This is a genomic window from Jiangella alba (assembly GCF_900106035.1).
GTDB lineage: Bacteria > Actinomycetota > Actinomycetes > Jiangellales > Jiangellaceae > Jiangella > Jiangella alba.
This window is the reverse complement of the sequence record NZ_FNUC01000003.1, coordinates 153,857-178,878: the sequence shown is the minus strand read 5'-3', so window position 1 is coordinate 178,878 and position 25,022 is coordinate 153,857. Positions and strand designations below refer to the sequence as shown.

General features: G+C 73.7%; 15 protein-coding genes. 4 read left to right on the top strand and 11 right to left on the bottom strand.

The genetic code is table 11. The features are described 5' to 3' along the window. Positions 1–154: 154 nt before the first annotated feature. Positions 155–1,363: a metallophosphoesterase family protein gene (locus BLV02_RS03670; protein WP_069110447.1), complete on the bottom strand. Its 1,209-nt coding sequence runs from the start codon at positions 1,361–1,363 to the stop codon at positions 155–157. Between the two features lie 115 nt (positions 1,364–1,478). On the opposite strand from BLV02_RS03670, the gene BLV02_RS03665 reads away from it, so the two are divergent. Beyond that, a complete protein-coding gene (locus BLV02_RS03665; RefSeq protein WP_069110448.1) occupies positions 1,479–2,615 on the top strand; it encodes an epoxide hydrolase family protein in 1,137 nt (378 codons plus the stop codon). Here BLV02_RS03665 and BLV02_RS03660 read toward each other — a convergent pair. Further along, positions 2,587–5,097 carry a YfhO family protein gene (locus tag BLV02_RS03660; RefSeq protein WP_083288448.1) on the bottom strand — a complete coding sequence of 837 codons (2,511 nt, stop codon included), beginning with the start codon at positions 5,095–5,097 and terminating at the stop codon, positions 2,587–2,589. The two genes, BLV02_RS03665 and BLV02_RS03660, sit on opposite strands and share 29 nt — an antisense overlap. A 139-nt stretch (positions 5,098–5,236) precedes the next feature. Here BLV02_RS03660 and BLV02_RS03655 point away from each other — a divergent pair, with 139 nt between their 5' ends. Next, the gene (locus BLV02_RS03655) at positions 5,237–6,187 is read left to right on the top strand and encodes a glycosyltransferase (protein WP_216094095.1); all 951 of its coding nucleotides are present in this window, start codon (positions 5,237–5,239) and stop codon (positions 6,185–6,187) included. A gap of 119 nt (positions 6,188–6,306) precedes the next feature. Here the strand turns inward: BLV02_RS03655 and BLV02_RS03650 are convergent, their stop codons facing one another. From BLV02_RS03650 to BLV02_RS03635, 4 genes are all read right to left on the bottom strand, one after another. Further along, entirely contained in the window at positions 6,307–8,484 is a 2,178-nt protein-coding gene (locus BLV02_RS03650) for a SpoIID/LytB domain-containing protein (protein ID WP_141711483.1), read from the bottom strand. A gap of 24 nt (positions 8,485–8,508) precedes the next feature. Further along, entirely contained in the window at positions 8,509–10,665 is a 2,157-nt protein-coding gene (locus BLV02_RS03645) for an FG-GAP-like repeat-containing protein (RefSeq protein ID WP_069110452.1), read from the bottom strand. A 115-nt stretch (positions 10,666–10,780) separates the two neighbouring features. Further along, entirely contained in the window at positions 10,781–13,399 is a 2,619-nt protein-coding gene (locus BLV02_RS03640) for a glycosyltransferase family 4 protein (protein WP_141711484.1), read from the bottom strand. Between the two features lie 331 nt (positions 13,400–13,730). After that, positions 13,731–15,038 carry a nucleotide sugar dehydrogenase gene (locus BLV02_RS03635; protein WP_069110454.1) on the bottom strand — a complete coding sequence of 436 codons (1,308 nt, stop codon included), beginning with the start codon at positions 15,036–15,038 and terminating at the stop codon, positions 13,731–13,733. A 110-nt stretch (positions 15,039–15,148) separates the two neighbouring features. Here BLV02_RS03635 and wecB point away from each other — a divergent pair, with 110 nt between their 5' ends. Together wecB and BLV02_RS03625 are read left to right on the top strand one after the other, a co-directional pair. Then, on the top strand, positions 15,149–16,219 hold the full coding sequence (wecB, locus tag BLV02_RS03630) for a non-hydrolyzing UDP-N-acetylglucosamine 2-epimerase (RefSeq protein WP_069110455.1): 1,071 nt from the start codon (positions 15,149–15,151) through the stop codon (positions 16,217–16,219). Then, positions 16,216–18,381: an acyltransferase family protein gene (locus tag BLV02_RS03625; RefSeq protein ID WP_069110456.1), complete on the top strand. Its 2,166-nt coding sequence runs from the start codon at positions 16,216–16,218 to the stop codon at positions 18,379–18,381. Before wecB ends, BLV02_RS03625 begins: the two co-directional genes overlap by 4 nt. Here the strand turns inward: BLV02_RS03625 and BLV02_RS03620 are convergent. The 5 genes from BLV02_RS03620 to BLV02_RS03600 are packed head-to-tail and all read right to left on the bottom strand — an operon-like array spanning position 18,305 to position 25,019. Then, the gene (locus BLV02_RS03620; RefSeq protein ID WP_069110457.1) at positions 18,305–19,462 is read right to left on the bottom strand and encodes an acyltransferase family protein; all 1,158 of its coding nucleotides are present in this window, start codon (positions 19,460–19,462) and stop codon (positions 18,305–18,307) included. The genes BLV02_RS03625 and BLV02_RS03620 overlap by 77 nt on opposite strands. Before the next feature lie 22 nt (positions 19,463–19,484). Further along, entirely contained in the window at positions 19,485–20,477 is a 993-nt protein-coding gene (locus tag BLV02_RS03615; protein ID WP_069110458.1) for a Gfo/Idh/MocA family protein, read from the bottom strand. Further along, positions 20,477–21,568, bottom strand: coding sequence for a DegT/DnrJ/EryC1/StrS family aminotransferase (locus tag BLV02_RS03610; RefSeq protein WP_069110459.1), 1,092 nt, complete (start codon positions 21,566–21,568; stop codon positions 20,477–20,479). Before BLV02_RS03610 ends, BLV02_RS03615 begins: the two co-directional genes overlap by 1 nt. Next, positions 21,565–22,164, bottom strand: a complete 600-nt coding sequence (locus tag BLV02_RS03605) for an acyltransferase (protein ID WP_069110727.1) — start codon at positions 22,162–22,164, stop codon at positions 21,565–21,567. The genes BLV02_RS03610 and BLV02_RS03605 overlap by 4 nt, the downstream gene beginning before the upstream one ends. 11 nt (positions 22,165–22,175) lie before the next feature. After that, a complete protein-coding gene (locus tag BLV02_RS03600; RefSeq protein ID WP_141711485.1) occupies positions 22,176–25,019 on the bottom strand; it encodes a glycosyltransferase in 2,844 nt (947 codons plus the stop codon). Positions 25,020–25,022: the final 3 nt, after the last annotated feature.

Below are 25,022 nucleotides of genomic sequence, written 5' to 3'. Positions count from 1 at the left end.
CCTCCGGGCGGGCCGGTGACTGTCGACCGGAGGGCGGCGCGCCCGCTAACTCGGCCGCGTCGGCTTGTCGGTGCTCGCGCGTAGTGTGGGGGCCCACCCCCCAGGGAGGGGTCCCACCCTCCGGGCGGGCCGGTGCCTGTCGACCGGCGAGCCGCTACTTGCGGCGCCGGCCGTCGGGCAGGGGAAGCGGGTCGATGCTCTGGTCGTCCGCGGTCAGGTCGATGCCCAGGTCGGCGGCGAACACCATGTGGGTCTCGATCTCCACGTCGTCGGCCTGCTGGGTGAGGTTGTAGACGCGGGCGCCGCGCAGCCGGTTCCGTTCGGCGCCGCTGAGGCCGTACGTGCCGAACCCGGTGTTGCCGGCGTAGCCGAGCATGACGCCGTAGTAGCTGCCGACGTAGGTGTTGACGTGGTCGTGGCCGCAGAAGACGCCGCGGACGTCGCCGCGGTCGAGGATGGCGGAGAACATGCCGCTGTTGAACGGGCCGGGGCACTCGTCCTCGTTGCGCTCGCCGACGATGCCGTGCCTGACGACGGCGCGCTCGTGGTCGGCGGCGGTGCGGCCGTCGACGCTGCCCCACCACATGAACCGGTATTCCCACAGCGGAATGTGAATGAACATCAGCGCCGGCACCTTCTGCCCGGCCCGCTTCTCGACCAGTTCGGACGTCTCGGTGTACCAGTGCACCTGGTTCATCCGCAGCCAGTCCCACGTCGGGTAGCCGGCGAAGTCCTGCCCGGCGATGGTCGACGGGGCGTAGCGGCCGCTGTCGAGCAGGAACAGGTTGAAGACGGGACGCTGGCCGCGGGCGCCGCGGATCAGCAGGTTCATGTTGCCCGAGCCGGTGACGCCGCGCGGGCTGGGCTGGTTCAGGTTGTGCGCGTACGACCGGTAGAAGGCGAGCATGTCCTCCTCGTCCATCCCGGTGTCGGGCGTGGAGTCCTCGTCGTGGTTGCCGTAGGTGACGACCCACGGGATCGCCCGCGACTCCATCGGCTGGACGACGTTGTTCATCGCCTGCTTCATCTCGGTGGCGTTGGCGCAGCCGCCGGTGATGTTGTCGCCGTTGTGGACGACGAGGTCGGGCCGCTCGCTGTCGAGGACCTTCTCCATCAGCTCGATGGTGCGCCGGTCGATGCGCTCGTCGTCCTGGGTGTCGTTGAACTGGACGATCTTGAACGTGCCGTCGCCGGTGAACCGCAGCGGCCGGTCCTCGTCCGCCGCGCCGGCGGTGGCCGCGCCGGCGAGCGCACCGGTGCCGCCGAGCGCGAGGGCGGCGGTGCCGAGGCCGCTCATCCGGACGAAGTCGCGCCGGTCCCAGCCGGGGGTGTCCTCGGCGTGCTGCTGGTCGTGCTCGGTCATGGCGGCCTCATCTCCTGTGACGGTGGTGGTGCCGGGGAGGCTAACGGCCGCCGGGCACCAGCAGCCATCGCCGTGGTGAGGAGCGGATGAAGCGCACCCGAATAGGGTCGTCCGGGTGGAACCGTTCCGCCTCGAGGTGCCCGAGTCCCAGCTGGACGACCTCCGCGCCCGGCTGCGCGCCACCCGCTGGCCCGAGCCGGCCACCGTCGACGACTGGTCGCAGGGCGTGCCGCTGGACTGGCTGCGCGACCTCTGCGACTACTGGGCGACGGGGTACGACTGGCGGCGGGCGGAGGGCTGGCTGAACGGGCTGCCACAGTTCCGGACGGTGCTCGACGGGCTGGGCGTGCACCTGCTGCACGTCCGCTCGCCGCACGACGACGCGTTCCCGCTGGTCCTGACGCACGGCTGGCCGGGCTCGCTGCTGGAGTTCCGCAAGGTCATCGGCCCGCTCACCGATCCGCCCGACCCCGCCGACGCCTTCCACGTCGTGGTGCCGTCGCTGCCCGGCTACGGGTTCAGCGACCGGCCGGCCCGCACCGGCTGGGGCGTCGAGCGCATCGCCGCCGCCTGGGCGACGCTGATGGAGCGGCTCGGCTACGACCGCTACGGCGCGCAGGGCAGCGACTGGGGCACGACGGTGTCGACGCTGCTCGGCGTCGCGCACCCGGACCGCGTCGCCGGAATCCACCTGATGCCGCCGCTGGCCCCGCCCGACCCGGCCACGTTCGGTGAGCTCACCGCCGCCGAGCGGTCCGCGCTGGACGACCTGCGCGCGGCGGACGAGTGGGGGTCGGGCTACTCACGCCAGCAGGCCACCCGGCCGCAGACCGTCGGCTACGGTCTGGTCGACTCGCCGGCGGCGCTGTGCGCGTGGATCGCGGAGAAGTACTGGTTCTGGACCGACCACGACGGCGCCCTCGACGCCGTCGTCAGCCGGGACGAACTGCTCGACACCGTCATGCTCTACTGGCTGCCCGCCACGGGCTCGTCCGCCGCGCGCCTCTACTGGGAGAGCATCCGCCAGGTCGACGAGTGGATCTCCGGCAGCACCGGCGCCGCCGTCGACGTCCCCACCGGATGCACCGTGTTCCCGAAGGAGTTGCAGCGGCCGTCGCGACGCTGGGCGGAGCGGCGGTTCACGAACATCAGGCACTGGAGCGAGCCGGCCCGCGGCGGCCACTTCGCCGCGCTGGAACAGCCTGACGTCGTCGTCGACGAGATCAGGACGTTCTTCCGGCTGGTCCGCTGAGCCGACGGCGCACGGCGGCGGCCACGCCCAGGGCCGCGACGACGGCGAGGGCGGCGGCGCCGACGGCGAGGCCCATGCGCAGGCCGCGCGGCCGGTACGCGCAGGACACCTCGGACGCACCGGCCTCGGCCGGGACCGCGATCAGCCCCGCCACCGTCGCCGGGGTCGCGGCCTCGCCGCCGTCGACCGAGCAACGCCAGCCGGGCGTGCGCAGCACGCCGAGCACCACCGTCGACGCGGAGGCGGACGGTGGCAGGGTGGCCGTGACGTCGTGGCCGCCGACGTCCACCGACGACGGCGCGCCGGCCCGCAGCGCTGCCACCGCCTCCGTCAGCGCGGCCCGGTCGAGGCAGCCGACGGGGCTGGCCGGCAGCCGCGCCGGGCCGTAGACCCGCAGCACGACCTCGACGGCGCCGTCGGCGGCCGCGGTGCCCACCCGCAGCATCGGCGCGCCGGTGTACACGCCGGGTGACCGCGTGGTCTGCCGCAGGACGGTGAGCCAGCCGGTGGCCTCGGTGAGCACCTCGCCGACGAACGCCGGCGCCGCCAGGTACACCTCGGAGCCGGCCGGGCACGACGCCGTCACGCGTAGCTCGGCCGGCTCCCCCGGCGTCGCCGGCTCGAGCAGGGAGTCGCGGCGCCGGCCGGTCACCGTCAGCCCCGGCTCGGGCGCCAGCGCGACCCGCGGGACGGTGTAGACGTCGGCGCCGAGGGCGGTCTCCTGGGTGCCGAACGGAGCCGGGTCGGACGAGGTCCAGGGCTCGGCGGGACGGACGGTGACCAGCGGCGCGACGTCGGGGTTCTCATCGAGCCGGAGCGCTCCGTCGTCGGCGACCGCCCGGGCGCCGACGGCGAACACCGCGTCGACCACGGGGTTCGCGGGATCGACGTTGGCCCGCACATACGCGCTGTACCCGAAGCCCAGCCCGGCGAGCGCGGCGGACAGCTCGTCGGGGATCGTGCTCGAGTAGTACTGCGACCCCTGCCCGCCCAGCAGCATGGGGTCGTTCTGGGTGGCGTGCGCACCCGGCGACAGCCGCGCCTCGGGCCACCGCTCGCCACCCTGGACCAGCGCCCTGACCTCGTCGTTCACGTCGCCCCAGCCCGGGTAGGCGTACAGGAACTCGGCCCGCGCCTGGTCGATCGCCACCGCTCCGGCGGTCGCCTCGACGACCACGGCCGCGCCGACGACGCCCGCGGCCACCGCCGCGACCCACGGCCGGCGCTCGGTGAACCGCCAGGCCAGCCAGGCGACGAGCGCGACGCCCGCGACCACCGGGACGACGACGCGCGTGGTCGGCGTGACGAACGGGCCGGACCGCACCACCAGATACAGGCCGCCGACCAGCACCAGCGGCGCCACCACCGGCGCGACGCCGCGCAGCCCGGCCGAGCCGGAGATCCAGCCGGCGATCACCAGCAGCCCCGCCACCACGAACGCCTGCCGGAACGGGCTGCCGTTGGGGGTGTCGAACCCGTGCCACACCGTGTGTGTCAGCGCGACCTGCATGCTCAGCACCGTCAGCCCGATGGCGACCGTCCACACCAGCCGTTCCCGCACCGGCACCGCGCGGTTGAACGGCAGGCTCGCGGCCAGCAGCAGGAGCACCGTCCCGACCGCCAGGCCGGGGCTGGACCCGACGCCCTCGCTGCCGGCCAGCAGCCGGGACAGGAAGTCGAGCCAGTCCATGGCGTGGAACTGCACGTCGGGGCTCGGCCGCGAGTACCGCACCGCCCAGAACGTCGGCACCAGCAGCGGCGCGGCCAGCCCGATGCCCGCGACGACGGCGACCGCGCAGCGCAGCACGCCGCCCACCCGCACCCGCCACGACACCGTCGCGTCGTAGGAGATCACCCGCACCAGCACGACGATGGCCGCGCCGATGGTGGCCATGTAGACGGTGTAGAAGTGCGACGTCCACAGCAGCGCCACCACGAACGGCGCCACGCAGACCGGCAGCCACGAGCGCCGTCGTCGCAGGATCCACTCGCACAGCAGGCACAGCGTCGGGAACGCGACCAGCCCATAGAGCCAGATGGTCATGTACGCGCCGTCGTCGAGCGCCCAGCCGCCCAGCGCGTACGACACCCCGGCGGCGACGGCGAGCCAGGCCGGGCCGGCCGGACGCAGCAGCCGCAGGTACGCCGTCATGGCCGCCGCGGCCAGCGCCAGCGCCGTCGTCGCGATGACGAACAGCGCGAGGTCCATGCCGTCGCGAGGAAACAGCAGCACCAGCCACGACAGCGTGCTGCCGAGATAGGACTGGTAGTCGCCGAGGAACGCGACGCCGAACCCGCTGGCCCAGTTGAACGTGAGGTCGCCCGCCGCGTCGCCCGTGAGCACGTCGCGCAGGTGGGCGTGCATGGGGATGAGCTGCTGGCCGAGGTCGTTGGTGTTGCGCGACACGTCGCCGAACGGGAACGTCCCGCGGACCATGCCGCTCACCACGAACCCGGCCGCCGCGAGGGCCGCGGCCAGCACGTTCGGCAGGCCATGCAACCTCGCGAGCCGCCCGTGCGTATACACAGTGACGCCCCAATCCACGGGGAGTGGCAATTCGCACTCCGACTACGCAGACAGTAACACGTGATATGAATAGATCGTGACAATGGAGAGACGCGTGACAGAACCGGGCGGGCCGGACGTCGCTGTTATCATTCCGTGCCATAACGAGGCAGTTGCCATTGCGACCGTCGTCGCCGATATCCGCACCGCGCTGCCCGATTCGACCATCTACGTGTACGACAACAACTCCACCGACACCACGGTCGCCGAGGCGCTCGCCGCGGGCGCCGTCGTCCGCACCGAGTCGCGCCAGGGCAAGGGCAACGTCGTCCGCCGCGCCTTCGCCGACGTCGACGCGGACGTCTACCTCATCATCGACGGCGACGACACCTACGACGCCGCCTCCGCGTCCATGCTGGTCAAGGTGTTGCTGGACGGCCCGTACGATCACGTGGTCGGGGTCCGCACGCACTCCAGCGACGCCGCCTACCGGGCCGGCCACGTCCTGGGCAACCGCGCCTTCAGCGGCGTCGTCGGCGCGCTGTTCGGCCGGCAGCTCACTGATCTGCTCAGCGGGTACCGGGCGTTCTCGCGGCGCTATGTGAAATCTTTCCCGGCGTTGTCGCAGGAATTCGAGATCGAGACCGAGCTGACCATTCACTCGTTGCGGCTACGCGTTCCCGTGGCCGAGATCCCGGTCGGTTACAAGGAACGTCCGGACGGCAGTGAGAGCAAACTGCGCACCTACCGCGACGGCTTGCGCATTCTGCACTGGCTGGTCACGGTCACGCGGCACGAGCGGCCCACGCTGTTCCACGGCGTGCTGGCGGGCGTCTTCGGTGTGGTGGCGCTGATCCTCGGTCTCCCCGTCGTCGCGGAGTACCTCGAGACCGGCCTCGTCCCCCGCTTCCCGACCGCCTTCCTCGCGGCGGCCATCGCCATCATCGCCGTCGTCACCCTGGGGGTCGGGTACCTGCTGGAGACCATCCGGCGCGGACGCGAAGAGACCGCCCGGCTGGCCTACCTGCGCTACCCAGCCCCCGGCGGCCGCCCGACCCTCCTCTGACCGGCGGCCCCATCACTCGGGGTCTGACCGAACCATCCACCATTTCAGTCGTCATGGGAGCGCAAAAGGTTGATGATCATGGGCGGAGGGCAGCGCGTGAGGGCGGCGGGAGCGGCCGGTCAGCCGATCGCGTCGACGGCGGTCCAGCCGGTGCCGATGCGCCGTACGGCGGCGATGTCGCCGCGGCCGTTGCCGGCGTAGAACCAGAGGGCACCGTCGGTGGCGCTGCGGGCGATGAGGTCGGCGCGACCGTCACCGTCCCAGTCGCCGGGGGCGACGAGGGCGTTCATGTCGGCCCAGCCGTGCCCGACCCGGCGAGCGGTTCCGAACCCGCCGCGCCCGTCGCCGGGGAAGAGCCAGAGGGTGCCGTCGCCACGACGGCGCGCGAGGAGGTCGGCGTGGCCGTCACCGTCGAAGTCGGGGGTGCCGGTGATCAGGTTCCACGCGCTCCACCCGGTGCCGATCGGCCGGACCGTACCGAAGCCCGCCCGCCCCGCCCCCGCGTACAGCCACAGCGACCCCTCTCGCGACCGCCGCGCCAGCAGGTCCGCCCGCCCGTCACCGTCCCAGTCACCGGGCGCCGCCAGCGCGTTCATCCCCGCCCACCCCTGCCCCACCGGCCGCCCCGACACCCCGCCCGCACCGTCGCCCGAGTACAGCCACAGGTCGCCGGACCGCGACCGCGCCACCAGGTCGGTGCGCCCGTCGCCGTCCCAGTCGGGTGTGACCAGGATCGACGTCATCGCTCGCCAGCCGGTGCCGAGCGGCCGGGTCGCGCCGAAGCCGCCCGCGCCGTTGCCCGGATACAGCCACAGCGACCCGTCGGACGAGCGCCGCGCCACGAGGTCGGCCCGGCGGTCGCCGGTGAGGTCGTGCGCCGCCCCCGCGACGCCGCTGACGCGCCACCAGTCGCTGCGCAGCCCGAGCGCCGACCGGAACGCCTCGCCGCTGACCTCGACCGACCCCTCCGTGCCGGCCACCACCACCCACGTGGTCCGCCCGCCCCACGCGCCGTGGCCGTTCCGGGCGTCGACCCGCAGGGTGACCGGGCGGCCGACGCGAGGAAAGGCGGCGGCGACGGCGCGGGTGGTCAGCGTCGTGCGCCAGCGGTGCGGCGAGCCGGACACCACGCCGTCGTACTCGTCGGCGAACGCGCGCAGGTACGGCCGCGACCCGCGCACCGTCCACCCTCCGTTCGCGGACGTGAACTGGGTGAACGCGGGCTCGCCGTCGTACAGCAGGATCCGCTCGGCGGTCGCGCCGACGGCGGCGTCGCTGGCCGGGTGGTCGTAGCGGCGGATGAGGTCGCCGCCGGCGGTGTAGTCGGCGGCGCCGTTGAACACCTGGCAGCGGGTGCTGTCGCAGGTGTCGTACCAGGATCCGGGCTCCTCGGTGCGCTGCCACCGGGCGTACGTGCGCGCGGCGACGGCCTGCGCCTGCAGCGCCGCGGCGGGCCAGCTGGCCGGCATCTCCGCCGGCACGACGCTGCGCAGGTACGACTCCAGCGACGTGGCCACGCGGGTGCCGACGCCGGAGCCGGTGGCGACCGCCTCGACGGCGCCGCGGTACTCGCGGTGCGTGGAGCCGAGGACGAGGCGGACGGCGCCGGCGGGGGTCGTGAAGGCGATCGGCCCGGCGTGCGCGGTGGCCCCGCCGATCGCCGTCGTCCGCCAGCTGCCCGCGTACCCCTGCAGCACCAGCCGGTCGCCGTCGCGCACCACACGCCAGGCGGTCACGCGGCTCCCGCCCAGCGACGACGGCAGCGCCAGCGCCGCGTCACCGGCGGTCGCGGTCAGCCCGCGGGCCGGCGCCACCCGGGTCTCACCGTCGTCGTCGGCCGTGATGCGGACCCGCAGCCGGATGTCGTCGCGCCGCTCCAGCGACGTGCCGCGGTAGTAGTGCGCGAGGATCCGCCCGTAGCCGAGTCCGCTCGCCGCCGCACCGTAGGCGCCCCACTGCGACATCCCGCGCCCGTGCCCGTAGCCGCGGCCCTCCAGCACGAGCTCGCCCGACGACGGCCAGCGCACGACCTCGACGGCGGGGTCGACGGGGAGGTCGAGCTCGCCGGTGAAGCCGTCCGGCAGGTCGTCCGGCACCGGCGTCGCGGGCTCGGCGCCGGCCTCGTCCGCCCATTCCGCCAGCAGGTCGGCCGGCACCCGGGTCGACGGCGACGGCGACGGGTCCGCCGGGGTCGCCCCCAGGTCCGCCGGGGTCGCCCCCAGGTCCGCCGGGGTCGCCCCCAGGTCGGCCGAAGTTGCCCCAGACGCGATCAGTAGCGCGGTCAGCGCCAGCGCCACGCCGCCCACCCGCGTCCCCGTCGCTCAGCTGCGCAGGTCGAAGGCGTTCCAGCCGGAGCCGATGCTGCGGCTCGGCAGGAAGCCACCCGAGCCGTTGCCGGGGTAGAGGAGCATGCCGCCGCCGGACGTCCACACGACGAGGTCGAGCACGTAGTCGTCGTTGACGTCGCCCGCTGCGGCGATGCCGGTGAACCCGGCCCAGCCGGTGCCGATGGTGCGGGCCTTGCCGAAGCCGCCCTTCCCGGTGCCCGGGTACAGCAGCAGGGCGCCGTTGGGCAGCCGGGCGATGAGGTCGACGGCGCCGTCGCTGTTCCAGTCGCCGGCCCCGACGATGGCGGTGAACGAGCCCCAGCCGGTGCCGATGGCCCGCGCCGTGCCGAACCCGCCGCGGCCGTTGCCCGGGTACAGCATCAGCACGCCGTCGCGGCGGCGCGCGATGAGGTCGACCCGGCCGTCGCCGTCCCAGTCGCCCGGCGCGACGACGTAGGTGAAGCCGGCCCAGCCGGTGCCGATGCGCCGCTGCGCCGAGAACCCCTGGCCGGACCGGCCGGAGTACAGCCACAGCCCGCCGGTCGCGCTGCGGGCGATGACGTCGTCGTGGCCGTCGCCGTCCCAGTCGCCGGGCAGTGCGACGGAGATCATCGACGACCAGCCGGTGCCGAACGCGAGGCGGTTGCCGAACCCGGCGATGGTGCTGCCGGGCCACAGCCAGAACGAGCCGTTCGAGCGCTGCCGGGCCATGATGTCGGACCGGCCGCCGCCGTTGACGTCGCGGCCGCTGGTCGAGTCGCCGCCGATGCCCATCTGCCGCAGCGTGCCGGACCGGATGGTGTTCAGCCGCGCGTACAGGGCGTCGCCGGGACAGGCGGTGGCGGCGGCGTCGCGGTGCCCGGCGATGGCCGGCCACGCCTCGCCGTCGTAGTTGACCTGCCGCAGCGGGCGGATGCCGTGGATGCGGAACTTCCACCCGAACAGCCGCGCGTACGCGCCGAGCATGACGCTGGACGGCGCGGTGTTCTCGTAGGTGCCCAGCGCGGACGCGGCGAACGCGTCGTCGTTGTAGCCCTGGGTGTGCGCGCCGATGACCGCGCGGTCGACGCCGCCGTAGCGGCCCTCCCAGATGCGGCCGAAGCGGTCGATGACGAAGTTGTAGCCGATGTCGTTCCAGCCGCGCGACCGCACGTGGTAGACGTAGATCGACCTGATCAGGGCCGGGACCTCGGCGGAGCTGTAGGCGTTGGCGCTGACGGTGTGGTGCACGAACGCGCCGCGCGCCTCGCCGTAGCTGGGCGGATCGGCCCGCAGCGACTCGTCCGCGCCCCACTGCGCCCGGCTGTAGATGGTCGGGCCGCCGTTGACGGTCAGCTCCGGCGCCTCGACCCTCGCGGCCGGCGCGGTGCCCGGTTCGACGAGGTCCAGCCGCAGGTCGGACGGGCGCCGGGCACCGGACTGCGCGCCGTCGACGCGCACCTGGATGCCGTCGGACGCCGGCACCAGCAGCGGGTCGGTCCCGTTGCGGGCGCCCGCCGCCTCCGCCGTGCCGGGGTCGGGCTGGTGGTCGTCGCTGCCGGGCAGCTCGTACCACTGCGACCACTCGCCGTCGGAGTGCACCCGCGCCCACGCCCGCACCGGCGCGGCGCCGGTCCAGGTGACGGCGGCCAGCCGGAACGGCCGGACGGTGTACTCCTCGGAGTAGACGATCGGGATCGTGGCGGCGAGGTCGGAGAACTCGCGCGGCGTGCCGCCCGGCGCCGGCGGCAGGCTGGGCAGCCGCCCGAACCCGCCGGTCGCGACCGGCAGGCTGATCGTCTGCAGGTCGTCGGCGACCGGCGCAGCGGTGCCGGCGGACGGCGCACCCCCAGCGGCCGGCGCACCCCCAGCGGCCGGTGTGCCCTCAGCGCCCGGCGCACCCTCGGCGGTCGGCCCAGCGGCGCCGCCAGCAGGCGCACCCTCGGTGGCCGGCGCGCCCTCGGCGCCATCCGCCGCTCCGGCCGTGCCCTCGTCCGGCGCGGCGTCGCCCGGCGACGCGTCCTCCGGTGCCGCGGCGTCCGGCGCCGCCGTCGCACTCCCCGATGCCGGCGGCGACGCCGGCGGCACCTCCGGAACGCCGTACGTGGGCACGGCCGGTGCCATCGCGAACGCGACGAGCGCGCCCGCCAGTCCCGCGTTGATGACCTTCACGACTCGTCCCCCGCAGACCAGCTGTGATGCTTCAGATGACTACTGCTGCAACAACAGTCTCACCAGTAACACGAGACACGCAACCGATTGGGGTGAATCGTTCGGACGATTCGGATCAGTCCGCGACGCCCAGGAACGGCGCCAGGACCCGCGCCGATGCCTGGCCGTCATGGAACCGGCGGACGTAGTCGGGGCCGGCCGAGGCGGTCTTGGCCGCGGCCTCACGCTCGGCGACCAGGCGCTCGACGACGGCGCCGAGGTCGTCCGGCGTGGCCTCGACGATCGGCAGTTCGGCCGGGATCGCGGCCCGGACGTGCTCGGCGACGTGCCCGACGGTGACCCGTCCGGCCGCCATCGCCTCGCAGGCCAGCACGCCGTACGACCCGAGCGCCAGCTGGTCGACGACGACGTCGGCGTCGCGCAGCTGGGCCATCAGCTCGGTGTGCGCGATGCCCTCGATGCGCCGGTACTCGATCAGGCCGCGGTCGTGCAGGTCGCGCAGGACGGGGTCGGCGGCGGCCGAGCCCTTGAGCGCCCCGCGCGACGGCGCGTGCAGCACCACCGGCACCGGCCGGTCCAGCACCGGCCGGTCGGTGGCGAGGTCGTCGACGTCGACCACGACCGGCAGCCACTGGGCGCCGTCGACGAAGTCGAGGAGGTCGGGCGTGGTGACGAAGCGCGGGCCGTCGAAGTCGCGCAGGTGCCCGAGCACGACCCGGGTGGCCTGCTGCAGCCGCTGCGTCAGCGGGTCGTCGGGGTCGGCGAACGGCGAGTGGCCGAACAGCTCGCGGTGCCGCCGCGGGTCGCGGACCTCGGATCCGTGCAGGATCACGCCGGCCGCGATGCCGGCCGCCCGCAGCGTCGGCAGGTCCTCGACGAACAGCTGGCCGCGGGCCTGGCCGAGCACCGGCCGGGCCGCCTCGAACAGCACGTGGGTGGCGGTGCGCAGCACATGGCCGGCGAACTCGACCACCCAGGCGGCGTCGTGCTGGAACCGCTCGGCCGTGACGACGTGGTCGGCGCGGAACGCGAACGAGCCCGACTCGGTCATGAGGTTCTCGGCCGTCGCCGGCGGTGCGTACCGCTCGACGGCGCGCGCCCAGCGCCAGCCCTGGCCGGCACTGTTGGACGGGCCGATGAGCAGGTGCGGCGCCGTGGCCTCGGCCGCCGTCGTGGCCGCCACCGCGGGCACCGTCGTCGCGGCCGCCGTCCCGAGCAGGCCGGCGTACAGCTCGCGCAGGTGCTGCGCCTGCCCCTCCCAGGACACCTCCCGGCGGAACTCCGGCCGCTCCAGCCGGGCGCGGTACGGCGCGGGGTCGGCGAGGACGGCGCGCACCTTGGCCGCGAGGTCGGCGGCGTCGCCGACGCGGTAGACCTCGCCGATGCCGGACTGCCGCATGAACTCCGTCAGGCTCGGCATGTCGCTCGTGACCACCGGCAGGCCGGCGAACGCGTACTCGAACACCTTGTTCGGCAGCGCCATCTCGTGGCTGGGGTAGCGCAGGATCGGGATCAGCCCGACGTCGGCCGACGACAGGAACGCGACCACCTCGTGCGGCCGCACGGGGTCGAGGAAGTGGACGCGGTCGGCGACGCCGAGGCGTCCGGCCAGCGCGCGCAATTGGTGTACGGGCGCGATCTCGATGTGCGGGACGGACACGACCGCCAGGTGGACACCTGGCAGCGACGGCAACGCCTCGACGGCGGTCTCGACGCCGCGCGCCTTGGTGACGCCGCCGCTGTAGACCAGCAGCGGCACGTCCGCCGCGAGACCGACGCGGGCGCGCAGGCCGGGGACGTCGCCGCCGTCCAGCTCGGTCATGCTCGGCGAGTTGATGACGACCGTGGGCTCGCGGTCGAGGCGGTACCGCTGCCGCAGCGTGCGGGCGATGGCCGGGCTGACGGTGACGACGCGGTCGGCGCGGCCGATGTACTCGCGCTCGTGGTGGGCCCAGGCGGCGATGAACCGCGGCGTGCGGGGGCCGTAGCGGGACAGGCCGGGGACGTACTCGTGCGCGTCGTAGACGACGGGGAGCCGGCGCCCGGCGGCACGGGCCCGCTCGGCGGCACGCACCGCGACGCCGATGACGTGCATGTCGTGGGCGTGGACGGCGTCGGGCGCGAGCTGGTCGAGCAGCGGCCCGAAGGCGAGCTCGTAGTCGTAGGCCTGCGGGTGCACCAGCCGCCAGCGGGCCGGCCACGGCGTGCGCGCGGCGACGCCGTCCCACGCCCGCCAGCCGAACCGGAACAGCTTGTCGGCGCGGTTGCCGACGCCGGCGCGCAGCCAGGCGGCCCGCTCGGCGGCGCTCAACCGGGCGGCGGCCAGCCGTTGGCCGAGGCCGCCCGCGCCGGGCCGGCCGCTCAGCTCGACGCGCCGGGCCTTCAGCGCCTGCTTGCGCGCCGTCTGTGCCGACTTCACCGGGTAGCCGACGTACGGCGGGCGCCAGTCGCGGTGGGAGCGGCGCTTGCGGTCGCGCTCGTCGCGCAGCTGGAACGCCACGGGCACCCGGACCACCAGTACGTCGCCGAGCACCTCGAGCGACCGCCGCCCGTCGGCCGCGACGCCCAGCACCGTGACCCGGTACCCGGCGTCGGCGACGGCCTGCGCCTCTTTCTTGACCCGGCTGTCGGTGACGACGTCGTTGGCCACCAGCATGACGACGTGCGCACGGGCGTCGGCGGCGGTGGAACCCGACGTGCCCGGTTGCGACGTGTTCGATTCAGGCGTAGTCATGACCCGCCCCTACCGGGTGGGACCCACCCTACGGGCGGGCACTGACAGAGCGCGCGCCGACGAAACGGACCCGAGTCCGACGCCTGCGGACCCGACGCATACGGATCCGGCCGATGGGTGTCCGGCGTGGGCGAACCAGTCGCGACTCCGCCGGCCGGGCGTTCCCCGGCCGGGCGTTCCCCGGCCGGGCGTTCCCCCGCCGGGCGTTCCCCCGCCGGGCATTCCCCCGCCGGACGTTCCCCCGCCGGACGTTCCCCCGCCGGGCGCCGGCTGAACGGGCGCCGGCCGGACGGGCGCACAGGGGCTCGTCCAGCCGGCACCGACACGGTGGTCATGCCGGTGACGACGCCCGGCCCACGACGATGCGGGTGACGCCGTCCCAGCGGGCGGCGTCGGTGACGTCGCGGCCGTCGACCAGGATCTTGGCGCCCGGGACGTCGGCGGCGCCGACCTCGGCGTACTCGGGGTGGTCGGCCTGGACGACGACGGCGTCGGCCGGCTCGCCGAGGTGGTACGGCGCGAAGCCGAGCCCGCGCAGCTCGTCGTCGGTGTACATGGGGTCGTGGACGAGCACCTCGGCCCCGCGCGAGCGCAGCGCCGCCACCGTCGGGAAGACGCCGGAGAAGGCGGTCTCCTTGACGCGGCCGCGGTAGGCCGCGCCCAGCACGACGACGCGCAGGCCGTCGACCGAGCCGCCGGCCGCGGCCTCGACCAGGCCGACGGTGTACTCGGGCATGCCGACGTTGGCCTCACGCGCGGCCCGCACGACGGTGGCGTCGGGGTCGGTCCACAGGTACAGCCGCGGGTAGACGGGGATGCAGTGGCCGCCGACCGCGATGCCGGGCCGGTGGATGTGGCTGTACGGCTGCGAGTTCGACGCCTCGATGACCTGGAAGACGTCGATGCCGTTGGCGGCGGCGAACCGGCCGAACTGGTTGGCCAGGCCGATGTTGACGTCGCGGTAGGTGGTCTCGGCGAGCTTGGCCATCTCGGCCGCCTCGGCGCTGCCGAGGTCCCAGACGCCGTTGCCGCGCGGGAGGTCGGCGCGGTCGTCGAAGTCGAGGACGGCCTCGTAGAACTCGCGGGCGCGGTCGGCGCCGGCCGGCGTGAGGCCGCCGATGAGCTTGGGGTACTTGCGGAGGTCGGCGAAGACCCGCCCGGTGAGCACCCGCTCGGGCGAGAACACCAGGTGGAAGTCGGTGCCCTCGGTGAGCCCGGACACCTTCTCGATGAGCGGCCGCCACCGGTTGCGGGTGGTACCGACCGGCAGCGTGGTCTCGTAGGAGACGAGCGTGCCCGGCGTCAGGTTCTCGGCCAGCGACTGGGTGGCGGAGTCCATCCACCCGAAGTCGGGCTCGCCGGTGGTGTCGTCGACGAACAACGGCACCACGAGGACGACGGCGTCGCTGCCGGGGACGGCGTCGGCGTAGTCGGTGGTGGCCCGCAGCCGGCCGGCGCTCACCACCTCGGCCAGCTTCTCGGCCAGCTGGTCCTCGCCGGGGAACGGCTCTTCGCCCTTGTTGACGAGGTCGACGACGGTCTCGTTGACATCGACGCCGATGACCTCGTGACCCTTGGTGGCGAACTGGACGGCTAACGGCAGCCCTATCTTGCCCAGGGCGACGACGGTGATTCTCACGTATGACCTCGGTCGTGATGGCGGATGCGGTCCGGCGTATAGGCTACCGGGGTTGGCTCGCGGCCTTGCCCGGTGTCGGGGTCGTGCACTGGTTTCGAGGACGGACTTCCATGCAGGTGCTCAGCATCGTCGGAGCCCGCCCGCAATTCGTCAAGCTCGCTCCCGTGGCCGAGGCCTTGACGGCGGGCGGACACGAGCACGTCATCGTGCACACGGGGCAGCACTACGACGCGAACATGTCCGACGTGTTCTTCGCCGACCTGCGCATCCCGGCTCCCGACGTGCACCTGGGCATCGGCTCGGGCAGCCACGGCACGCAGACCGGCGCCATGCTGGCGGCGTTGGACGGCGTGCTCGCCGACCGCCGCCCCGACTGGGTGCTCGTCTACGGCGACACGAACTCCACCCTGGCCGCAACGCTGGCCGCGGTCAAGCTCCACCTTCCGGTCGCGCACCTCGAGGCCGGGCTCCGTTCGTTCAACCGGGCGATGCCGGAAGAGCACAATCGGGTACTGACCGACCATGCGGCCGACCTCCTGCTCGCGCCCACCGACGTCGCGGTGGCGAATCTCGCCCGCGAGGGCCTCGCCGAGCGCACCGTCCGGGTCGGCGACGTCATGACGGACGTCTGCTTCCGGGTCCGCGACGCCGTGCGCGACACCCCGCCCGAGCTGCCGTCCGGCCTCGAGCCGGGCGGCTACGTCGCGGCCACGGTGCACCGCGCCGAGAACACCGACGACCCCAAGCGGCTGACGGCCGTCGTCGAGGCGCTGGCGGGGCTGCCGGTGCCGGTGCTGCTGCTGGCGCACCCGCGGCTGGTGGCCCGCTGCCGCGAGTTCGGCATCGAGCTGGACCGTCCGGGCAGCGCCCTGCACACCGCGCCGCCGCTGCCGTACCCGGGCATGGTCGCGGCCGTGCTGCACTCCGCCGGTGTCGTCACCGACTCCGGCGGCCTGCAGAAGGAGGCCTACCTGCTGGGCCGCCCGTGCAGCACGCTGCGCACCGAGACCGAGTGGCTCGAGACCCTGCACGATGGCTGGAACGTGCTGGTGCCCGAGCCGGCCGACCTCGCCGACGCCGTCACCCGGCCGGTCCCGTCGGCGCCGCAGGGCACCCCGTACGGCGACGGTCACGCCGCCGGGCAGGTGGTCCAGGCGCTGCTCGGCGGTGGCGCGGCATGAGCACCGACGCCCAGGTCCGCCCCGAGCAGGCGCCCGAGCCCGCGACGCCGGACCGGCAGCGCACCGCCACGGGCGCGCCGACGGCCCGCCACCGCCCGGAGATCCAGGGGCTGCGCGCGGTCGCCGTGCTGCTGGTGGTGTTCTTCCACCTCTGGCCGACGGAGCTGAGCGGCGGGTTCGTCGGGGTCGACGTGTTCTTCGTGATCTCCGGCTACCTCATCACCGACCACATCCACCGCGAGACCCAGCGCACCGGCACGCTCTCGCTGCGCCGGTTCTGGGCCCGCCGCATCCGCCGCCTGCTGCCGGCGTCGCTGCTGGTGCTGGCGCTGGGAGCGGTCGCGACGGTCACGCTGCTGCCGGCCACCGAGTGGGCCAACACCGCGCGCCAGCTGGCCGCCAGCGCGCTCTACGTCGAGAACTGGGCGCTGGCCGGCGACGCGGTCGACTACATGGCCCAGGACAACGCGCCGACGCTGGCGCAGCACTACTGGTCGCTGTCGGTCGAGGAGCAGTTCTACGTCCTGTGGCCGGTGCTGGTGCTGGCCATCGTCGTGCTGAGCCGGCGCGCCTGGATCCGGTGGTCCACCCGGCGGCTGCTGGCCGGCGGCATCGCGGTGCTCGGCGCGGCGTCGCTGACGTGGTCGATCATCGCCACCAACGCCGACCCCGCCGCCGCCTACTTCGTCACCCCCACCCGCATCTGGGAGTTCGCCGCGGGCGCCCTGCTGGCGCTGCTGGCCGTGCGCCCGGCCCGCCGCGGCATCGTCCGCGCGCTGATCGCCGCCGCCGGGCTGGTCGCCATCGTCGTCGCGGGCGTGGCGTACGACGGCGCCACGCTGTTCCCCGGCTGGGTGGCGCTGCTGCCGGTGCTGGGCACCGTCGCCGTCATGGCGGCCGGGCCGACGTATCGCCGGTTCGCGCCGCACTGGTGGCTGACCCGCCGCCCGGTCACGTTCGTCGGCGACATCTCCTACTCGGTGTACCTGTGGCACTGGCCGCTCATCGTGGTGCTGCCGCACGTCACCGGCACCGAGCTGCGCTGGGGCGACAAGCTGGGCATCCTCGCGGCCACGCTGCTGCTGGCCTGGCTCAGCAAGGTGTTCGTCGAGGACCCGCTGCGCACGCGGACGTTCCTGGCCGCGGCGCCGTGGCGCTCGTTCGCGTTCGCCGCCGCCGGCATGGCCGTGGTCGTGGCCGGCACCGTCGCCGTCACCAACGACCTCGACCGCCGCGAGGCCGAGGCGGAGGAGCGCGCCGAGGCGGTCCTGTCGGCCGACGCGGCCGCCGAGCCGTGCGTCGGACCGGGCGCGCTCGCGCCCGGCAGCGACTGCGACCCCATCGGGTCCGGCCCGCTCATCCCGCCGCCCGAGGTGGCGGTCGAGCAGAACCGCCGCTCGGACTACCAGGAGTGCCAGCAGGCCATCACCGAGCCCGACGTCATCCGCTGCGAGAAGGGCTACACCGGCCCCGACCCCAAGCGGGTCATCGCGGTGGTCGGCGACTCCCACGCCACCCACTGGCTACCGGCCATCGAGCTGATCGGCGAGTCCAGCGACTGGACCGTCGTCACCTACCTGAAGAGCTCCTGCCCCGTGACGGCCGCGCGGCGCGTGCTCGACTCCGAGCAGACCGGCGAGGCCGCCGACAGCTGCGACAGCTGGGTGCGCGAGGTCCGCGACGAGATCGCCGCCGACGACTCCATCTCCATGGTGCTGACGTCGTCGTACACCAACGCCTACGAGTTCACCGACGCCCGCGGCACCGAGTTCGACGACCCCGCCCACGACGGCTTCGCGCCGATCTGGCAGCAGTGGACCGACTCCGGCAAGGACGTCATCGTGCTCCGCGACGTGCCGCCGACGCAGGGCGAGTACGTCCCGACCTGCCTGTCGGCGCACCCGGACAGCCTCATCGACTGCGCCACGTCCACCGCCGACCTCCCCGACGACGCCGCCGTCGTCGAGGTCGGACGCCTCGACGACCCCAAGGTGCACGCCGTCGACCTCACCGACCGATTCTGCGACGACGAGTACTGCTACCCGGTGGTCGGCGACATCATCGTGTACCGCGACTACAGCCACCTCACGCGGGAGTACGCTGCGGCGCTGGCTCCGGTGCTGGGGGAACGGCTGAACCAGGCGATGACGGCGAAGCGCTGACGGCCGGGCGCAGCGGCCAGCGGAACAGCCAGCCCAGCCCGATGCGTCCGGCGAGGTCGTAGAACCCGACCGCCACCGCCGTCACCAGCAGCGCGAACGTGGGCACGAACAGGAAGTCGACCACGACGTTGTCGAGGTCGCCGAGCGGGTCGGCGCCCGAACTGCGGGCCGCCCACACCGTGGCGTGGATCAGGATCGGGTGCAGCACGTAGATGGCCAGCGTCCGCCGCGACAGGTAGCCGGCCAGCCGGCGGATCCAGCCGAACCGCGCCAGCGCCACGGCCGCCCAGACCGACGCCAGCACGCCGACCGGGGCCAGGAAGAACTCGACGCCGCCCGGCGCGTGGTCGTAGTAGAACAGGTAGGCCAGCAGCGCGTAACCGGCCACGGCGGTCACCAGGCCGCCCGGACCGCCGGCCGTCGCCACCCGGCGCACCAGCGCCGGCAGGTAGGCGCCGGCGAAGAACCAGACGGCGAACGTCGCCAGCCGCATGACGTTGACCGTCCCGGACTGGTCGCCGTTCGCGTCGACCAGCGTGCCGATGGCCGGCGCCGCCGCCAGCAGCACCAGCGAGCCCACCAGGACGGGGACCGGGTGCCGCCGCAGCGCCTTGGCCGCCAGGAAGAACACGATCAGCAGGCTCAGGTACCAGTAGGCCAGGCCGCCGAAGGGCAGCATGCGCAGGTTGTACCAGAACCACGTGCCGGGGTCGTCGGGGAACGACGCGTGCACCCACACGAACCCGAACAGGACCGTCCACAGCACGTACGGCCAGAGCAGGTCCAGCACCTTGCCGCGCAGCACCCGCGGCCACGGGCGGGACAGCGCCGACGCCGCCAGCAGCCCGGACACCAGGAAGAACACGGGCATCCGCACCGGGACGAGCACCATGTTGAGGTCGAGCCACGGACGCGTGGCCGGGCCGACGGTGCCGGGCGCGGCGCCCAGGCCGACCCGCCCTACGTGGTAGAAGACCACCAGCACGATGGCGGCGGACTTGGCGATGTCGACCCAGGGCAAGCGGACGGCGCCCGTCGCCGGGCGCCGTTCGGAACCGGAATGCACCGTGCCGTGCGTCACCGGACCCCCCTTAGGTCCTTACCTAGTGTGGCAACCGCACGGTCGTGCCTTCCCGGGCGGAATCGAGCACGGCCTCGGCGACCTCCACCGTCGCCAGGCCCTGCTGCATTGTGACAATATCCGATTCCTTGCCCAGAATGGCGTCGCGGAACGATTCGTGTTCGGTGCGCAGCGGCTCGGGCTTGGCGATGGCGTACCTGACGACGTCGCCCTCGGACACACCGCGGAACTGGGCGAGGTCGTCCCAGGCGGTGGGGATGGAGCCGTTGGCGTGGAAGGTGAGGTCGGCGTGCAGGGTGTCGGCGATGTAGGCGCCGCGGTCGCCGGTGACGATGGTGACCCGCTCTTTCATCGGCGACAGCCAGTTGACCAGGTGGCTGGTGACGGTGCCGTCGGCGAGCTGGCCGGTGACGGCGACGAGGTCCTCGTGGGCGCGGCCGCTCTTGTGCACCGTGCGGGCCGCGACGGACACGAACGGCGAGCCCACCACCCAGGCGGTGAGGTCGATGTCGTGGGTGGCGAGGTCCTTGACGACGCCGACGTCGGCGATGCGGGCCGGGAACGGGCCCTGCCGGCGGGTGATGATCTGGTAGATGTCACCGAGGTCGCCGGCCAGCAGCCGCGACCGCAGGCTCTGCAGCGCCGGGTTGTAGCGCTCGATGTGCCCGACGGCGCCGACCAGCCCGGCCGCCTGGAACGCCGCCGCCAGCTTGGCCGAGCCCTCGCTGTCCTTGGCCAGCGGCTTCTCGACCAGCGCGTGCACGCCGGCCGCGGCCAGCGCGAGGCCGATCTCCTCGTGGTAGGCGGTCGGGGTGGCGACGACGCAGTAGTCGAGGCCGGTCTCGATCAGCGCCTCGATGTCGGGCTGGACGGTCAGCCCGCCGGCCACCTTGTGCGGGTCGCCGGCGGGGTCGGCCACGCCGACGAGGTCGACGCCGTCGATGGAGCGCAGCACCCGCGCGTGGTGCCGGCCCATCATGCCCAGGCCGATCAGCCCGGCTCGCAGGTTGGTCATCAGGCACCCGCCTTCGCCAGCGTGTTCACGGCGGTCACAATGCGGTCGAGGTCTTCCGAGCTCAGCGACGGATGCACCGGCAGCGAGATGACCTCGGCCGCCGCGCGCTCGGTCTCGGGGAGGTCGGCGTCGCGGCCGAACGACGGCAGGCGGTGGTTCGGGATGGGGTAGTACACGCCGCAGCCGACCCCGTACTCGGAGCGCAGCGCGGCCGCGAAGCCGTCGCGGTCGCCGGACACCCGGACGGTGTACTGGTGGTAGACGTGCGTGGCGTGCTCGGACACCGGCGGCACCACGACGCCGTCGAGGTGGGCGTCGAGGAAGGCGGCGTTCTCCTGCCGCTGCTTCGTCCAGCCGGCCAGCTTCCGCAGCTGGACCCGGCCGATGGCGGCGTGGATGTCGGTCATGCGGTTGTTCAGGCCGACCAGCTCGTTCTCGTACTGGCGCAGCATGCCCTGGTTGCGCAGCAGCCGCAGCCGTCGCTCGAGGTCGTCGTCGCCGGTGCTGACCATGCCGCCCTCGCCCGACGTCATGTTCTTCGTCGGGTACAGGCTGAACATGGCGAAGGTGCCGAACGAGCCGACCGGCGCGCCCTTCCAGGTGGCGGCGTGCGCCTGGGCGGCGTCCTCGAAGATCTTCAGGCCGTGCCGCTCGGCGATGTCGCCGAGCGCCGTGAGGTCGGCCGGGTGGCCGTAGAGGTGCACCGGCATGATGCCGACGGTCCGCTCGGTGACGGCGGCCTCGACGGCGGCGGGGTCGAGGCAGAAGTACCGCGGCTCGATGTCGGCGAACACCGGGGTGGCGCCGGTGAGCGCGACGGAGTTGGCGGTGGCGGCGAACGTGAAGGACGGGACGATGACTTCGTCGCCGGGCCCGACGCCCGCGGCCAGCAGGCCCAGGTGCAGGCCGGACGTGCCGGAGTTGACCGCCACGCAGGCCCGCCCGGCGACCAGCTCGGCCGAGAACTCCTGCTCGAAGGCCGCGACCTCCGGTCCCTGCGCCATCATGCCGCTGCGCAGCACGCGGTCGACCGCCTCGCGCTCATCGTCGCCGATGATCGGCTTCGCGGCGGGGATCGGGCTGGTGCTCATGCGTTGTCCTCCGTGCTCTGACCGGCTTCCCGCAGGTGCCCGTGCTCTTCGATGTACAGCTCGCCGGTGCGCGGACACCGCCAGGTGCCCTCGCCGGCGTCCTCGAGCGGGACGCCCGCACGCCCCACCCACGCGACCCGCCGCGCCGGCACACCGACCACCAGCGCGAAATCAGGGACGTCTCGGGTGACGACGGCTCCGGCGGCTACGGTAGCCCATCGTCCCACGGTGACCGGAGCCACGCATACCGCCCGGGCCCCCACGGAACACCCCTCGCGCAGCGTGACGCCGACGGCGTCCCAGTCGGCCGCGCTCTTGGCGCTGCCGTCGGGGTTGACGGCGCGCGGGAAGGTGTCGTTGGTGAGCACCGCCGCGGGGCCGACGAACACGCCGTCCTCGAGCACCGCCGGCTCGTAGACCAGCGCGTAGTTCTGCACCTTGCAGTTGTCGCCGGCGCGGACGCCGGTGCCGATGTAGGCGCCGCGGCCGATGACGCAGTCGCGGCCGAGGACGGCCTTCTCGCGGACCTGGGCCAGGTGCCAGACCGACGACCCGGCGCCGATCTCGGCGTTGTCGTCGACGTCGGCCGAGGCCATGATGCGCACGTTCACCGCTGCTTCTTCTCCTGCTCCTGGTGGTCCCGCTCGGCCACGCGGGCCGCCTCCTTGAAGGCGCGCCACTTGGTCTCGGGCGGCTCCGGCGGGTCGGGGATCAGCCGGTTGACGACGGTGGCGCCCGGCGCCCACGCGGCGTCGGGCAGCTTCTCCATGACCTCGGCGTACACCGACCGGATGACCTCGGCCTGCGCCGCCCACGAGAAGCGGTGCCGCAGCTGGGGGTCGTCGGCGATGCGCTTGGCGATGCGGTCGCGGTCGGCCAGCACCGTGCGGACCGCCCGCACGAAGTCGTCGACGTCGCCGGCGGTGTGCACCGCGCCGAGGTCGAGCTCGCGCACGAGGTCGGCCTGCGCGGGGGTGTCGCTGGTGATGATCGGCAGTCCCGCGGCGATGTACTCGCAGAACTTGTTCGTGACGGCGATGTCGTGGTTGGGCGCGTGCAGCAGCGGGCTCAGCCCGATGGTGGCCGAGCGCAGGTACAGCGGCACCACCTCGGCGTCGACGAACGGCGCCAGGTGCACGCGGTCGCCCACGCCCAGCTCGACGGCGCGCGCCTGCAGCTCCGCGGTGACCGGGTTGGCGCGGGCCACGACGGCGAGGTGCACGCCGGGCAGCTGCGGCAGCGCCTCGACCGCCGTGCCGACGCCGCGGGCGCGGTTGACGCCGCCGCCGTAGACCAGCAGCGGGACGTCGTCGGGCAGCTTGAGGTGCTGGCGCAGTCCCTTGACCTTGGCGTCCTCGGGCGGCTCGACCGGCGCGTTGAGGACGACGTCGGGCCGGCGGGCCATCTTGTGGTCGCGCTGCAGCCAGCCGGCCAGCGGCTCGGACACCGTGATGACGCGGTCGGCGTCGTGGATGAACTCGCGCTCGAGGTCGCTGTAGGCCGCGACCCGGCGCGGCGCCACCACCGGCACGCCCGGGATGTACTCGTGCGCGTCGTAGATGATCTTGATGGTGCGGTCGTCGAGCGCCGCCCGGTGCGCCGCGCGGGCGGCGATGCCGAGCATGAACACGTCGTGCACGTGGATGACCTCGGGCTGCAGGCGGTCCAGCAGCGGGCCGAGGGTCAGCTCCTGGTCGACCACCTCGGGCATCACCCGGCGCCAGCGGCCCGACGGCAGGTAGCGGTAGAGCTGCAGCAGCCGCTCGCGCCGCTTGCCGATGCCGAGGTCGGTGGGCGGGCTCTTCCGCTTCGCCCGCCGGACCGGGTAGGCGCGGGCGTCGAGGACGGCGCGGTGCAGCCGCAGCGTGCGCCAGCGGGCCGCGCGCAGCAGGCGGTCGCGGGTGGAACGCCGGCCCGCGGGCGCCGCGTCGACACCGTCGGCGCGCCCGGAGTCGCGGCGGTCGCGGCCGCGGTCGCCGCGCAGCTCCCGGCTGGCGTACTGCCAGCGGCCGTAGGCCAGGGTGTACTCGGCCTCGGTGGTGAACCACGGCCGGAGGTTGGCCAGCCGCTTACGCCACCCCGTGACCAGCACCTTCGACTGGATGGGCGGGCACAGGACGTGCACCCGGCCCAGCTCGCGGGCGCCCTTGAGCCGGCGTCCGGGAATGCCGATGCAGGTGACGTCGAGGTCCCAGTTGGCCACCGTCTGCGCGTACTTGAGCACGCGCGCGTCGGGGATGATGTCGTTGCCGGCCATCATGACGACCTTGGGGCGGATCCACGACGGCTTCCACTCGGCCGGCACGGCGCCGGGCCGCTCGACGAACGGCGCCAGCGACTCGGCCGAGCGGCGGCCGTCGTGCACCTCTTCGACGAAGGCCGGGCCGCTGGCGGCCACCTCGCGGGCGCGGCCGGGGTGCGAGATGAGGTCGAGGACGACCTGCTCGATGGTGTCGGGCGTGGCCTCGACGATCGGCAGCTCGAGGCCGGTGTCGGCCAGGACGCGGTCGCGGACGTGCTGGGAGATGTGCCCGACGACCACGCGGCCGGCCGCCATGGCCTCGCACGCGGCGACGCCGTAGCTGCCGACCCGGAACTGGTCGAGGACGATGTCGGCGTCGCGGTAGACGCCCGGCATGTCCTCGGGGTCGACGCCCTCGACCCGGCGGTAGGTGATGAGGCCACGCTCGGCCAGGCTCTCCATGATGGGGTCGATCAGCTCCGAGCCCTTCATGGCCGACTTGCTCGGCGCGTGCGCCACCACCGGCTTCTCGTGCTCGAGCACGGGCGCGTCGCTGCGCCAGGTGGCGACGTCGACGACCACCGGGCACCAGACCGCGTTGGGCACGTAGTCGAGGAGGTCCGGGGTGGAGACGTAGACCGCGCCGGGGTACGACGTGAACAGCTCGACCGCGCGGGTGGAGTTGCGCTCCAGCAGCTCGACGGTCTCGTCCTCGAGGTCGGGGAACGGCGACCACGGCTCGGTCTCGACGTGCCGGCTGGGGATGCGGACGTCGGAGCCGTGCGCGATGAGCCCGACCCGCAGCCCCTTCGCCAGCATGGGCGGGATGTCGAAGGAGGCGTCCTGGCCGTGCCAGGTGCCGAAGATCGGCCGCGACGCCTCGACCAGCACGTGGGTGTAGTTCTGCAGCACGTGGGTGAGGAACTTCTGCTGCCAGCGGCGGCTGCGCCGGTACGTGCCCGCCGGGATGCCGTAGTCGACCGGGTAGTCGAGGACGCCCTTGAGGAAGGCGTACGACGTCGCCTTCGCGGTGGGCACGCGTTCTTCCAGCGCCCGCGCCCAGCGGGTGCCCTGGCCCGCGAAGTTGGCCGGACCCACCAGCAGCCGGACCGGCGCGTCGAGCCGCGGCGGGAACCCGTCTCGCGTGGCGGGTGCGTCGTCCTCGACTTCCGGCCGGTCGTCTCGGCGCCTGTCTGTTCCCCGAGCCACCGT

Bases quoted from the DNA above. Each gene is read 5' to 3' on its own strand.
- BLV02_RS03670 (WP_069110447.1), bottom strand. From the start codon at position 1,363: ATGACCGAGCACGACCAGCAGCACGCCGAGGACACCCCCGGCTGGGAC.
- BLV02_RS03640 (WP_141711484.1), bottom strand. From the start codon at position 13,399: ATGACTACGCCTGAATCGAACACGTCGCAACCGGGCACGTCGGGTTCC.
- wecB (WP_069110455.1), top strand. From the start codon at position 15,149: ATGCAGGTGCTCAGCATCGTCGGAGCCCGCCCGCAATTCGTCAAGCTC.
- BLV02_RS03625 (WP_069110456.1), top strand. From the start codon at position 16,216: ATGAGCACCGACGCCCAGGTCCGCCCCGAGCAGGCGCCCGAGCCCGCG.
- BLV02_RS03615 (WP_069110458.1), bottom strand. From the start codon at position 20,477: ATGACCAACCTGCGAGCCGGGCTGATCGGCCTGGGCATGATGGGCCGG.
- BLV02_RS03610 (WP_069110459.1), bottom strand. From the start codon at position 21,568: ATGAGCACCAGCCCGATCCCCGCCGCGAAGCCGATCATCGGCGACGAT.
- BLV02_RS03605 (WP_069110727.1), bottom strand. From the start codon at position 22,164: ATGGCCTCGGCCGACGTCGACGACAACGCCGAGATCGGCGCCGGGTCG.